Genomic DNA, 11,599 nt, shown 5'->3' on the forward strand with positions numbered 1-11,599 from the left:
GTCTGGCCGACGCCCGGGCGATGGCGAACTGCCTATACTGGATGAGCACCGCGAAGGGGAGCCCGTCGATGTTCGCGCTCATGCAAAGCACCCGCACCCAGTCCCTGCACCTGTGGACCGATCCGGACACGGGCCTGAAGGCCGTGGTGGCCATCCACAGCCAGCACCTGGGACCGGCATTGGGCGGCTGTCGCTACCTGCCCTACGCCGATGAGCAGCGTGCACTGAGCGAGGCGCTGCAACTGGCGCAGGTGATGAGCTACAAGGCGGCGTTGGCCGGTTTGCCGTTCGGCGGGGGCAAGGCGGTGATCCTGCGCAATGTCCATGTCGAGAATCGGGCGGCGTTGTTCGAGGCATTCGGGCGCTTCATCGACACCCTGCAAGGGCGTTTCATCACGGCGGTGGACAGTGGCACGTCCGTCCTGGACATGGACTGCATCGCCCGAGCCACGCCCCATGTCAGCAGCACGACAGCCTGTGGCGATCCTTCGCCGCACGCGGCGTTGGGGGTGTTCGCAGGCATTCGCGCCACGGCCATGGCGCGCCTGGGCAGCGACAACTTCGAAGGGCTGCGGGTGGCCGTGCAGGGCCTGGGCAACGTGGGCTATGCACTGGCCGAGCAACTGCATGCGGCAGGCGCCGAACTGCTGGTCAGCGACCTGGACCCCGGGCGGGTGAGGCTGGCGGTGGAGCAGCTCGATGCGCACCCCGTGGCGCACGACGCGCTGATCAGCACGCCCTGCGACCTGTTCGCACCCTGTGGTGTCGGACCGGTGCTCAATGCACAGAATGTGATGACCTTGCGCTGCGCAGCGGTGGCCGGTGCCGCCAACCAGCAACTGGCCGACTTGCAGGTGGCCGACCGACTGGAGACGCGCGGCATTCTCTATGCGCCGGAGTATGTGATCAACGCCGGTGGCCTGATTCACGTGGCCCTGACCCACCGTGGCGCCGACCCACGCACCATCACCGCGCATCTGGCCCGCATTCCCGAGCGGCTGACCGAAGTGTTCGCCCACGCCCAAGCCGAAAAACGCTCGCCTGCGCGCGTGGCGCACTGGCTTGCCGAGCGGCTGTTGTACGGCTGAGGCGCCGGTAGCGTTACGGCCTATTCGGCTTCGGCAGGCGTGTCTTCGAGCAACTCGGCCAATGCGTCGGGCTGGCTCTTGAACGCGCGGGCGAACACGTCGCGGTTCTTGGCCATGTAGATACCCGCTTCCTCCACCTGCTGCTCGTTCAGCGACGGCACGGCTTTTTGCAGGACTTCGGCCAGGCGCTCGGCCAATTCGAGCATCTTGTCATGACGATCGGCTTCGGCTTTATCCATGAACAAGCGCTCCGGGTCGCGGCTGCTGCGGTACACCACTTCGACGGCCATTCATCACCTCTGTGCCTTATGCGTATGTGGGTTGGAAAATATGGGGTGCACGATAACTGTATTTTTATACAGTGTCGAGCATAGTCTATCGCCACCGACCTGGCGAGTGGCCATTTGATTTTAGCGGGCGCCCTGTCGCCAGTTGATGACCACAGGTGTCGTGCGGCACTCGGCCGCCTTCCAAGCACGGGGCCTGGCCCTTTAACTGCATGCCACAAGCGTCACAAGGCTGATGCATCATGCTGCCTGTCGTCATGGGGAATCGAACGATCGTGAACATCAAATGGGCTGAAAAGCTGCGCAAGGGCCTGCACGGCTCCGCCGACTCACTGGGCAACCTGTGCGTCGAGTCCTTCCACTACCTGGCGTTGTTCGGCATCGGGGCGATAACCGCCTACGCGGCGGTGCTGACCTTCATCGACATGCTGTCCAAGGGCGGCATCAGCGTCGATGACATCCTGCTGCTGTTCATCTACCTGGAGCTCGGGGCGATGGTGGGGATCTATTTCAAGACCAACCACATGCCCATCCGCTTCCTGCTCTACGTGGCGATTACCGCGCTCACCCGCCTGCTGATCGGCGATGTGTCGCACCACAAGGCGCCGGACGTAGGGCTGCTGTACGTCTGCGGAGGGATTCTGCTGCTGGCGTTCGCGATCCTGGTGGTGCGCTACGCTTCGTACCGCTATCCGTCGACCCGGGTGATCGACGCCAGCGGCAAGGACATGGACGACGGCAAGGTCTGACGCTTAGGCTCTGTCTGAAAAGCCCTGATACTTGGTGATCCTGCGTTGAAAACAGCCTGGATCGCCAGCCCGGTCGGAATGCTCATTTACAACCAGTAAAGTCGAGCGCGACTCCGACCGTTCCTCGGCTGTTTTCGCCTTGTCTCCCCGGCGTTCAGAACTCTTCAGACAGAGCCTAGCGCGCGATGCCCGCCATCTGCAGTACCCGCTCATGGGCACCGCGGTCGGTCATGGCGGCCAGCAGTTCCAGCGCGTCTTCGCCCTGCTCGATGGCCAGTCCCAGGCGGATGCTGTCGACCACACGGCGCAGGCGCACCGGGTCGTTGCGCTGCGCGGCGCTGATCAGGCGTTTGGCGACCACGCCGGTGTCCTTGGACAGGGTCAGCATGATGCTGCCGTCCAGGCGTTCGATACTGAGGTTGACCCGGTAGTGCGGGGCAAAGGCGTCGCTGATCAGGTCGAAGGGATTGGTCATGGGCCTGCATCTTCGCAAAGGTGTGCAAGCATTGACCGAAGGACAGGGCAGATGGTTCAGCGTCGTCGCTGAGGTGACCCGCGTCAGGGCTCCCAGCATGCTCTGAAGGCCGCACACGAAAACGCCCGGTGCAGTGCACCGGGCGTTTTCAGTGAACCGTCATTCTTCTTCGACGGGCTGCAACACGCTGCGCTTGCTACGCAGCTTGCCGAACAGATGTTCCAGGGCATTGTTCAGCTTGTTCGCCGCGCCTTCGATCGCATGATCCAGCGAATCGGCGGTGTGGCTGACGGAAATCGGTTGATGGCCTTTTGGCCGCGCCTCCATTTGGCAGCGTTTGTCTTGCGGACCGGCCTTGTCGCCGTTCTCGTCACGCAAGTGGACCTCGATGCGGGTGAGGTCATCCTCGTAGCGCTGCAGCGTGCTTTCCAGCGTGCTGCGGACCCATTCGTTCAGACGGCTGCTGCTGTCGATATGGTTGCTGCTGTTGACCTGGATTTGCATGATTCAATCCTTATTCAGCTTGCTCGCGTGGAGGCGTGCTCAGGCCCTTGAGGCCCCTGGAAATGCTTCGCCTCTTGACTCTAAAGTCAGGCAAGCGCCAAGGGATTTCAACCCCTGGCTGAAAATAAATGTTCTGTTGCATTCGCGCCCGCGCTACGACGGGCGAGTCTCTGGAGGCGGACCGTCTCGAAGCTTTGCTTATGAGAATTGAAATCATTACTATTGCACGTCTTCATCTTCGCTTCGGACCGCCGCACCATGAAAAGCCAAGCCGCCGGCCTGCCTTTGCGCTATCGCCTGGCCGTCACCTCGCGCAGTCTCGCCGCCTTGTTCGGCGGTTATCTGCTGGCTTCGGCGGTGAGTGTCTGCACCAGCCTGCTGATGCCGGGTGCCCAGGTCGATGCGGCGCTGACCGGGATGATGCTGTCGTTCGTGTTCTACGTGCTCGCCTTCCTCTGGTGCTTCGCTTGCCGTAGCGCGCTGCGCGCCTGGTTGGGCGTGCTGCTGCCGGCATTGGTGCTGGGCGCGGTCGGTGTCTTGGCCTGGTGGGTGAAGCAGCCATGAAGGAAGGCTTCCGTCAGGCCATGGCCTGGTTGCACACCTGGACCGGGTTGATCTTCGGTTGGCTGCTGTTCGCCATCTTCCTCACCGGCACGCTGTCGTACTTCAAGGAAGAGATCACCCACTGGACCAAGCCGGAGATCCAGAGCCATCCGTTGAACCGGGCCGCGAGCCTCGATCTGGCCCAGCGCTACCTGCAAGCCCATGCCGCCCAGTCCAGCACCTGGTTCATTCGCCTGCCCAGCGAGCGCGAGGCGGCCTTGAGCGTTGGCTATCGTGAACCCGAGCATTCGGGGCGGCGCGGCTTCAACGGTCAGGAACTGGATGCTGCCAGCGGCCAGCCGGTCGAAGGTCGAGACAGTCGGGGAGGCGAATTCTTCTATCGCTTCCATTTCCAGTTGGAGATGCCACACCCCTGGGGCCGTTGGTTGTCGACGTTCTGCGCCTTCATCATGCTGCTGGGGCTGGTGACCGGCATCATCACTCACAAGAAAATCTTCAAGGAATTCTTCACCTTCCGACCCGGCAAGGGCCAGCGCTCGTGGTTGGACGGCCACAACGCCATCGGCGTGCTGGTGCTGCCGTTTCACCTGATGATCAGCTACAGCAGCCTGGTGATCTTCATGTACATGGTGATGCCTGCCGGGATTCTCGCCAGTTATGGCGACACCAACAGTTACTTCAACGACTTGTTCGGGCGCGACGAAAGCATCGAACGCGTCGGCGTTGCCCCGCAGGTGCCGCTCTCGACCCTGTATCACAAGGTGCTGGAGCAAGCGCCAGGCGCACAGATCAATCTGATTCGTGTGGAGAATCCGGGCGATGCCAGCGCGCGGGTGACCCTCAGTCGCGCCTCGGCCGACAGCGTCGCCTACAGGCGCAGCGCCAATTGGACCTTCAACGGTGCCGACGGCGCGCTGCTGTCGCAGGGCGCGGCGGAGAGCACGGCGATGATGACCTCCTTCACCTTCGTCGGCCTGCACATGGGTAATTTCGCTGGCCCCTGGCTGCGCTGGCTGTATTTCGTGTTCGGCGTCGCCGGCACGGCGGTCATCGGCACGGGCTTGGTGATGTGGCTGGGCAAGCGCCAGCTCAAGCACGCCAAGCGCGAGCGTCAGCCGCCCGAACTGCGCCTGGTCGAGGTGCTCAACATCGCCAGCATGGCCGGGCTGCTGCTTGGCGTGGCCGCGTTCTTCTGGGCCAATCGGCTGGTGCCGGTGGCGCTGGAAGGCCGCGCCGAGTGGGAGATCAGGGCCTTCTTCGTGGCTTGGGGACTGTCGCTGGTGCATGCCACGCTGCGTCCCGGCCGGCGTGCCTGGGGCGAGCAGTTGGCCCTGGGCGCGGCGGCGTTCGGCCTGCTGCCGCTGCTCAACGGCCTCACCACCGGACAGGGCCTGAACCATTCGATCGCCGTGGGCGATTGGGCCATGGCCGGCTTCGACCTCACCGCCCTGGGCACTGGGCTGCTCCTGGCTTGGGCGGGGGCGAAGATGTTGCGCGCGCCCAAGCCCGTGGCCAAGCGCGCGGGCCGTGACAAGGCTGCCGGTCCCACTCTGGAAGCGAACTGATGCTGAGCGTTGCCCTGTTCAACTTCGCGGCGCTGGTCGCCCTGTGCCTGGCCATGGACAAGCACTTCACCGAGTTGCTCGCACGCAAGCCACGCGCAGTGGAATTGCGGGTCTTGCGCGTGGGCGGCGCGACGCTGTTGCTGCTGGGGCTGCTGCTGGCCGTGCACGTGCGCGGGCTGGCGTTGGGGCTGGTGGAGTGGACGGCGCTGCTCATGGCCGGTCTGACCCTGTGGGTGTTCGGCCTGCCCTACCTGCCGCGCGTGCTGCTGGGCCTGGCGGGCGCCAGCCTGGTGCTGGCGCCGCTGCTGGCGGTGTTCGCCGCGTGAGCGAGCCGGAACTCGACGAGGCCGGTGGTCGGGCGCGCTTCGTTCAGGTGTTCCTGGCCCAGCGTGGGCGCATGGAGGCCTTGGTCAGTCGACGCGTGGGCTGTCGCGCCACGGCTTCGGACCTGGTCCAGGAACTGTTCCTGCGCTTCTGGCGCCGACCTACGGTCAAGGTCGAAGCGTTGGACACCTACCTGCTGCGCTGCGCGGGTAACCTGGCCATCGACCACTTGCGCAGCGAAGGCAGTCGCGGGCGGGTGGCCGAGGGGCTTTATCTGGACGATGAAGAGCCGTCGGCCCAGGCGCCCGAGCAGGCGCTGGAGGTCGATCACGACCTGCGCCGAATCGAACAGGCCCTGCGCAATCTGCCCGAGCGCACCCGGCAGATTTTCCTGCTCAACCGTATTCACGGCTGCAAGTACGGCGAGATCGCCAAGGCCATGCAGCTGTCCCAGAGTGCGGTGGAAAAGCATATGATGCGCGCCCTAGAAGCGTGCAAGGCGAGTGTCGCCGAGCCCGCCACCGCAACGCGCAGGCCAGGGAGCGAGCGCCGATGAGTCCGTCCGAGCCGATCACCGCCGAGCAGTCGCGCATGGCCCTGGGCTGGCTGAGCCGTATCAACGAGCAGCCGGCCGCCGCCGACGGCGCAGCGTTCAAACGCTGGTTGCTGGCGCACCCGGCGCACCGTGACGCCTACGCCGAGGCCCAGGCACTGTGGCACCAGAGCGAGGGCCCGGCGCTGCGCCTGGCCGAAGAGGAGCAGGCGCAACTGCAGCAGTATCTCCAGGCCATGCGCCCGTCATCGACGCGTCGGCGCTGGCGGGGAGCCGCGCTGGCGACGGCGGCCTGCCTGGTGCTGGCGCTGGGCAGCCTGGCCGGCTGGCAGCCGCAGTTCTGGCTGCAGGATCTGCGCGCCGATTACCGCAGCGCGGCGCAGGTGCGGCAGGTCACGCTCAGCGACGGTTCGCGCCTGACCTTGGATGCCGGCAGCGCCGTGGCCCTGGACTTCGCCGCCGGCCAGCGCCGTGTGCGCCTGTTGCGCGGTGCGGCGTTCTTCGAGGTGACCCACACCGGCGCGCCATTCCTGGTGCAGGCCGCTGGCGGCGAAGTACGGGTGCTGGGCACGCAGTTCGAGGTGCGCGAGCGCGGCGACAGCGCCGAGGTCACCGTGCGCAGCGGACGCGTGGCGGTGACGCCGGCGCCGGGCGCGACACCGCGCGAACTGGTCGCCAATCAGCAACTGCGTTATGCCGATGGTCACGCCGGAGAAATGCAGACGGTGGACAGCGACAGCCGGCTGGCGTGGCGTCAGGGCTGGCTGAACTACTACCAAGTGCCGTTGGCGCAGGTGGTCGACGACCTGCAGCGCTATTACCCAGGACGCCTGCTGCTGCTCGACGACGCGTTGGCGCAGCGCCCGGTCAGCGGCAGTTTCCCGGTGCAGGAGCCGTTGCAGGCCCTGGCGTCGCTGGGCAAGGTGCTGGGTTTCACGCCGCAGACCTTCTTGGGCCGGGTGACGATCATTCGCTGAGTGCAGCAGGCCCGGGGCGCCGACGAAAAATATTTTCAAAAGCGGGTGAGGTGAAACGGGCTCGCATCCGTGTAGTGAGTGAAAGTGCGATTCATTCGCAACCAACCCGTTTCCTCACAGGTCTGCGTCCATGAAGTTCACCCCGCGTTGCGTCCCTCTCTGGTTCGGTCTTTGCGCCTCGTCCCTGCTGACGCAGGCGCCACTGGCCCGTGCGGCCGAGCAGGTCCAGCTGTTCACCTTCGCCCAGCCCGCCCAGCCTCTGGCCCAGGCACTGGCGGCGTTCAGCCAGACCACCGGGCAGAGCGTGGTGTACACCCTGGCGCTGTCCGGCCAGCAGGCACCGGCGCTGAACGGCGCATTGAGCGCCGAACAGGCCTTGCAGCAGTTGCTCGGCCAGTCGGGTTTGATCTGGCGTCGTCTCGACGCCCGCACCTTCACCCTGGAGGCGATGGATACCGCTGGCGCCGTCAGCCTGCAAGCCACCACCGTCACCTCGCAGTTGGACAACTTCAGTTACCAGCCGCCGGCCAGCGCCTCGATCATGCGCGGCCAGGGCCCGAACCTGGAGATCCCCCACGCGATCAACGTGGTGTCTGCCCAGGTGCTGCGCGACCAGGCCCCGCGCAACCTCGACGACGCGTTGGCCAACGTCAGCGGCATCACTCAGGGCAACAACTTCGGCGGCACCGCCGACACGGTGATGAAGCGCGGCTTCGGCGACAACCGCGACGGCTCGATCATGCGCGACGGCATGCCGCTGGTGCAGGGCCGCAGCCTCAACGCCACCACCGAGCGGGTCGAAGTGCTCAAAGGCCCGGCCTCGCTGCTCTACGGCATCCAGGATCCGGGTGGGGTGATCAACGTGGTCAGCAAGCGTCCACAGATGCAGCAGTACAACGCCTTGACCGTGCGTGGCTCCAGCTACGGCAGTGGCAAGAACGGCAGTGGCGGCAGCTTCGACAGTACCGGCGCGCTGGGCGACAGCAACCTGGCCTATCGCCTGATCGTCGACCACGAGGACGAAGACTACTGGCGCAATTTCGGCGTGCACCGCGAGTCGCTGGTGGCGCCGTCGCTGGCCTGGTACGGCGAAGACACCCAGGTGACTTTCGCCTACGAGCACCGCGAGTTCCTCTCGCCATTCGACCGTGGCACGGCGATCAGCAACCGCACCAACCACCCGCTGGACATCCCGGCCACGCGTCGCCTGGACGAGAAGTTCAACGACATGGAAGGGCGCTCGGACCTGTATCGCCTGGAAGTCGACCACCAGTTGGCCGACGACTGGAAAGTGCACATGGGTTACAGCTTCAACCGCGAAACCTACGATGCCAGCCAGGTGCGGGTGACCGGCGTCAACGATGCCCTTGGCACCTTGAACCGCAGTATCGACGGCACCCATGGCGCCATGAGTCGCGACCAGTTCGCCACCTTGAGCCTGACCGGCAACGTGCAACTGGCCGGCATGCAGCACGACCTGCTGCTGGGCATGGACCACGAAGACCGCAAGGTCTACCGCGCCGACCTGATCCGCCAGGCCAGCCGTTCGAGGTTCAGCTACCTGAACCCGATCTATGGTCGTGAGCCGGAAGGCACGACCGTGCGCGCCAGTGACAGCGACCAGACCGACAAGCTGCGCACCGACTCGCTGTTCGCCCAGGACGCCGTGCACCTGGACGATCACTGGATCGCCGTGGCTGGCGTGCGCCTGCAGCAGTACGACCAACTCGCCGGACGCGGACGCCCCTTCAACACCAATACCGATACCCGCGACCACGCCTGGACCCCGCATGCCTGGCTGGTCTACAAGGTCGACGAGCAGTTGTCGTTCTATGGCAGCTACAGCGAGTCGTTCAAGCCCAATTCCAGCATTGCGCCGTTGACCGGTGGGCGCGTGCTTGACGCCTCCATCGCGCCGGAGGAGGGCAAGGCCTGGGAGCTGGGCGCCAAGCTCGATATTCCGGGTCAGATCACCGGCACCCTGGCGCTGTTCGACATCACCAAGCGCAACGTGCTGGTGGCCAACCTCGATCCACGCTCGGGCGAAACCCTCTACAGCAACGCCGGCGAGGTCAATTCGCGCGGCGTCGAACTCGACCTGAGTGGCCAGCTCAGCGAGCGCTGGAGCCTGATCGGCAGCTACGCCTTCACCGACGCCGAAGTCACCAAGGATCCGGCGCTCAAGGGCAATCGCCTGCAGAACGTGGCGCGCCACAGCGGCTCGCTGTCGGCGGTGTATGACTACGGCAGCCTGTTCGGCGGCGACCGCCTGCGCCTGGGCGCCGGTGCGCGCTACGTGGGCGAGCGTGCCGGCAACCCGAGCAACGACTTCGACCTGCCGGCCTACACCGTGGCCGACGCCTTCGCCAGCTACGAAACCCAGTTGGACGCGCACAAGGTGCGCCTGCAACTGAACGTGAAGAACCTGTTCGACAAGGTCTACTACAGCTCGGCGGTGAACCGTTACTTCGTCGCCCTTGGCGATGCACGCCAGGTCAGTCTGTCGAGCACCTTGGAGTTCTGACTCTCCGCTGAGCGCGCAGGCTCAGGCGAACGCGGCGCGATACGCTCCCGGCGTAGCGCCGAGGGCCTGGCGGAAGCGGTTGCTGAAGTGACTGGCGCTGGCGAAGCCGCACAACAGCGCCACCTGCCCCAGCGGCAGGTCGCCCTGGCGCAGCAGGCGGCACGCCAGCTCCAGGCGCCGCGCCAGCAGGTACTGGTGCGGCGGCAGGCCGAAGCTTTCGCGGAACATCCGCGCGAAGTGGTATTCGGACAGGTGGCAACGCTGCGCCAGATCCGCCAGGGCCAGCGGCTGGTCGAGATGTGCCTCGATGTAGTCGGTCAGGTGCCTGCGCTGATGCGGCGCCAGCCCGCCTTTGAGCCGCAGGCCCTGGCGCAGTCCGACCTGGCCGAGCACGGCGTGGTCGACGATGGCATGCGCCAGACTGCTGGCCAGCAGGCGCTCGCCCGGCTCGTCCCAGCCCAGGTCGATCAATTGACGAAAGCGCAAGGCTTGCTGCGGCTCGTCGATGAAGATCGCTTCGTGCAACTGCATCTGCCGCGGCTCGCGGTCCAGCAGGCGCAGGCAACCGAGGGCGAAGCGTTCTTCGCTGATGTACAGGTGGGCCAGGCGGATGCTGCCGTCGATCACCCAGCTGGACTCATGGCCGGCCGGCATGATGCACAGCTTGCCCGGCGCGCCTTTGTCGGCGGGGCGCTGGCGGCGATAGGTGCCCGTGCCATCGGCGATGTAGCACGACAGCGTGTGGTGGCTCGGCGCTTGATAGTCGCGGGTGTCGTCCCGGTTGTTCCACAAGGCCACGGCCAGCCCCTCGCCGAGCTGCGCGCTGGACTCCAGGCGCGCACGCGGCGAGCTGTGCAGGGCATTGAACACGTGCAGTTGATGAAGTGGCGGCATCGGCGGGTTCCTCGTGACTCGCATCCTACTGCGCGGCGGGCGCGTTGCGCAGAGGGCGGAGCGCAAAAGCGCAAGTTTGTGCAAGCGCGGTGGCGCCAGCCGGTGAAGACTGCGGCGGTCGAGGTCGGGCCGCGTACGCCCAGCCGTCACTTCTCGCGCAAGGATCCACGCCATGAACCTGTCCCTGTACCTGCTCACCGTCCTGATCTGGGGCACCACTTGGATCGCCCTGAAGCTGCAATTGGGCGTGGTGGCCATCCCGGTTTCGATCGTCTACCGCTTCGCGCTGGCCGGGTTGATCCTGTTCGCCGTCCTGCTGCTGACCCGCCGCCTGCAACCGATGGGGCGGCGGGGGCACCTGATCTGTCTGGCCCAGGGCCTGTGCCTGTTCTGCGTCAACTTCATGTGTTTTCTCACCGCCAGCCAATGGATCGCCAGTGGGCTGATCGCCGTGGTGTTCTCCACGGCGACCTTGTGGAACGCCCTGAACGCGCGGCTGTTCTTCGGCCAGCGCATCGCTGCCAATGTGCTCGGCGGCGGTGCGCTGGGGCTGCTCGGCCTGGGGCTGCTGTTCTGGCCTGAACTGTCGGACCATACCGCCAGTACCGAAACCCTGGTCGGGCTGGCATTGGCGTTGTTCGGCACCTTGTGTTTCTCGGCGGGCAACTTGCTCTCCAGCCTGCAGCAGAAGGCGGGCCTGCGGCCGATGACCACCAACGCCTGGGGCATGGTCTACGGTGCGATTCTGCTGGGCCTGTACTGCCTGGTCAGCGGCGTGCCGTTCAGCGTGGAATGGAACGCGCGCTATATCGGCTCGCTGCTGTACCTGGTGATTCCCGGCTCGGTGATCGCCTTCACCGCCTACCTCACCCTGGTCGGGCGCCTGGGGCCGGAGCGTGCGGCGTACTGCACCGTGCTGTTCCCGCTGGTGGCGCTGAACGTCTCGGCCTTCGCCGAAGGTTACCAGTGGACGCCACCGGCGCTGCTGGGCCTGCTGGCGGTGATGGCCGGCAATGTGCTGGTGTTTCGCAAGCCACGACCGATCAAGGCACCAGGCGCGGCATTGGCGATGAAGTGACGGGCGTGCCTGGCGGG

13 protein-coding genes are annotated in these 11,599 nt (G+C 65.6%); 9 read left to right on the forward strand and 4 right to left on the reverse strand.

Annotation, left to right across the window (positions count from 1 at the left end):
- Positions 1–68 precede the first annotated feature (68 nt).
- A complete protein-coding gene (locus ACK2SD_RS05220) occupies positions 69–1,088 on the forward strand; it encodes a Leu/Phe/Val dehydrogenase (RefSeq protein ID WP_412461544.1) in 1,020 nt (339 codons plus the stop codon).
- A gap of 20 nt (positions 1,089–1,108) precedes the next feature.
- Here the strand turns inward: ACK2SD_RS05220 and ACK2SD_RS05225 are convergent, their stop codons facing one another.
- On the reverse strand, positions 1,109–1,378 hold the full coding sequence (locus ACK2SD_RS05225; protein ID WP_029615010.1) for a YebG family protein: 270 nt from the start codon (positions 1,376–1,378) through the stop codon (positions 1,109–1,111).
- Between the two features lie 272 nt (positions 1,379–1,650).
- Between ACK2SD_RS05225 and ACK2SD_RS05230 the strand changes: the two genes are divergently transcribed.
- A complete protein-coding gene (locus tag ACK2SD_RS05230) occupies positions 1,651–2,124 on the forward strand; it encodes a phosphate-starvation-inducible protein PsiE (RefSeq protein ID WP_037028783.1) in 474 nt (157 codons plus the stop codon).
- 175 nt (positions 2,125–2,299) lie between these two features.
- Here ACK2SD_RS05230 and ACK2SD_RS05235 read toward each other — a convergent pair whose 3' ends face one another.
- Together ACK2SD_RS05235 and ACK2SD_RS05240 are read right to left on the reverse strand one after the other, a co-directional pair.
- A complete protein-coding gene (locus ACK2SD_RS05235) occupies positions 2,300–2,599 on the reverse strand; it encodes a DUF3509 domain-containing protein (RefSeq protein ID WP_039580015.1) in 300 nt (99 codons plus the stop codon).
- 159 nt (positions 2,600–2,758) lie between these two features.
- Positions 2,759–3,103, reverse strand: coding sequence for an HPF/RaiA family ribosome-associated protein (locus ACK2SD_RS05240; RefSeq protein WP_029615012.1), 345 nt, complete (start codon positions 3,101–3,103; stop codon positions 2,759–2,761).
- A 258-nt stretch (positions 3,104–3,361) separates the two neighbouring features.
- Here ACK2SD_RS05240 and ACK2SD_RS05245 point away from each other — a divergent pair, with 258 nt between their 5' ends.
- The 6 genes from ACK2SD_RS05245 (at position 3,362) to ACK2SD_RS05270 (ending at position 9,610) form a co-directional block, all read left to right on the forward strand.
- Positions 3,362–3,667 (forward strand): DUF3649 domain-containing protein, encoded by a 306-nt coding sequence (locus ACK2SD_RS05245; protein ID WP_295487369.1) that lies wholly within the window; start codon positions 3,362–3,364, stop codon positions 3,665–3,667.
- Complete coding sequence (locus tag ACK2SD_RS05250) at positions 3,664–5,232, forward strand: PepSY-associated TM helix domain-containing protein (protein WP_412461545.1); 1,569 nt, start codon at positions 3,664–3,666, stop codon at positions 5,230–5,232. Before ACK2SD_RS05245 ends, ACK2SD_RS05250 begins: the two co-directional genes overlap by 4 nt.
- The gene (locus ACK2SD_RS05255; RefSeq protein ID WP_412461546.1) at positions 5,232–5,558 is read left to right on the forward strand and encodes a DUF3325 domain-containing protein; all 327 of its coding nucleotides are present in this window, start codon (positions 5,232–5,234) and stop codon (positions 5,556–5,558) included. The genes ACK2SD_RS05250 and ACK2SD_RS05255 overlap by 1 nt, the downstream gene beginning before the upstream one ends.
- Positions 5,555–6,112 carry an RNA polymerase sigma factor gene (locus tag ACK2SD_RS05260; protein ID WP_412461547.1) on the forward strand — a complete coding sequence of 186 codons (558 nt, stop codon included), beginning with the start codon at positions 5,555–5,557 and terminating at the stop codon, positions 6,110–6,112. Before ACK2SD_RS05255 ends, ACK2SD_RS05260 begins: the two co-directional genes overlap by 4 nt.
- Entirely contained in the window at positions 6,109–7,086 is a 978-nt protein-coding gene (locus ACK2SD_RS05265) for a FecR family protein (RefSeq protein ID WP_304484587.1), read from the forward strand. The genes ACK2SD_RS05260 and ACK2SD_RS05265 overlap by 4 nt, the downstream gene beginning before the upstream one ends.
- Positions 7,087–7,216: 130 nt before the next feature.
- Complete coding sequence (locus ACK2SD_RS05270; RefSeq protein WP_412461548.1) at positions 7,217–9,610, forward strand: TonB-dependent siderophore receptor; 2,394 nt, start codon at positions 7,217–7,219, stop codon at positions 9,608–9,610.
- A gap of 21 nt (positions 9,611–9,631) precedes the next feature.
- On the opposite strand, the gene ACK2SD_RS05275 is transcribed toward ACK2SD_RS05270, so the two are convergent.
- Entirely contained in the window at positions 9,632–10,504 is an 873-nt protein-coding gene (locus ACK2SD_RS05275; protein WP_412461549.1) for a helix-turn-helix domain-containing protein, read from the reverse strand.
- 172 nt (positions 10,505–10,676) lie between these two features.
- On the opposite strand from ACK2SD_RS05275, the gene ACK2SD_RS05280 reads away from it, so the two are divergent.
- Positions 10,677–11,582, forward strand: coding sequence for a DMT family transporter (locus tag ACK2SD_RS05280; RefSeq protein WP_342650606.1), 906 nt, complete (start codon positions 10,677–10,679; stop codon positions 11,580–11,582).
- The last annotated feature ends 17 nt before the right edge of the window (positions 11,583–11,599 follow it).

The sequence above is a fragment of the Pseudomonas sp. SC11 genome (assembly GCF_047039205.1).
In the GTDB taxonomy this organism is placed as follows: Bacteria; Pseudomonadota; Gammaproteobacteria; order Pseudomonadales; family Pseudomonadaceae; genus Aquipseudomonas; species Aquipseudomonas boreofloridensis.

Excerpts from the sequence above, each read along its gene's own strand:
- ACK2SD_RS05220 (WP_412461544.1), top strand. The coding sequence starts at position 69 with ATGTTCGCGCTCATGCAAAGCACCCGCACCCAGTCCCTGCACCTGTGG.
- ACK2SD_RS05225 (WP_029615010.1), bottom strand. The coding sequence starts at position 1,378 with ATGGCCGTCGAAGTGGTGTACCGCAGCAGCCGCGACCCGGAGCGCTTG.
- ACK2SD_RS05235 (WP_039580015.1), bottom strand. The coding sequence starts at position 2,599 with ATGACCAATCCCTTCGACCTGATCAGCGACGCCTTTGCCCCGCACTAC.
- ACK2SD_RS05240 (WP_029615012.1), bottom strand. The coding sequence starts at position 3,103 with ATGCAAATCCAGGTCAACAGCAGCAACCATATCGACAGCAGCAGCCGT.
- ACK2SD_RS05245 (WP_295487369.1), top strand. The coding sequence starts at position 3,362 with ATGAAAAGCCAAGCCGCCGGCCTGCCTTTGCGCTATCGCCTGGCCGTC.
- ACK2SD_RS05250 (WP_412461545.1), top strand. The coding sequence starts at position 3,664 with ATGAAGGAAGGCTTCCGTCAGGCCATGGCCTGGTTGCACACCTGGACC.
- ACK2SD_RS05255 (WP_412461546.1), top strand. The coding sequence starts at position 5,232 with ATGCTGAGCGTTGCCCTGTTCAACTTCGCGGCGCTGGTCGCCCTGTGC.
- ACK2SD_RS05265 (WP_304484587.1), top strand. The coding sequence starts at position 6,109 with ATGAGTCCGTCCGAGCCGATCACCGCCGAGCAGTCGCGCATGGCCCTG.
- ACK2SD_RS05270 (WP_412461548.1), top strand. The coding sequence starts at position 7,217 with ATGAAGTTCACCCCGCGTTGCGTCCCTCTCTGGTTCGGTCTTTGCGCC.
- ACK2SD_RS05275 (WP_412461549.1), bottom strand. The coding sequence starts at position 10,504 with ATGCCGCCACTTCATCAACTGCACGTGTTCAATGCCCTGCACAGCTCG.
- ACK2SD_RS05280 (WP_342650606.1), top strand. The coding sequence starts at position 10,677 with ATGAACCTGTCCCTGTACCTGCTCACCGTCCTGATCTGGGGCACCACT.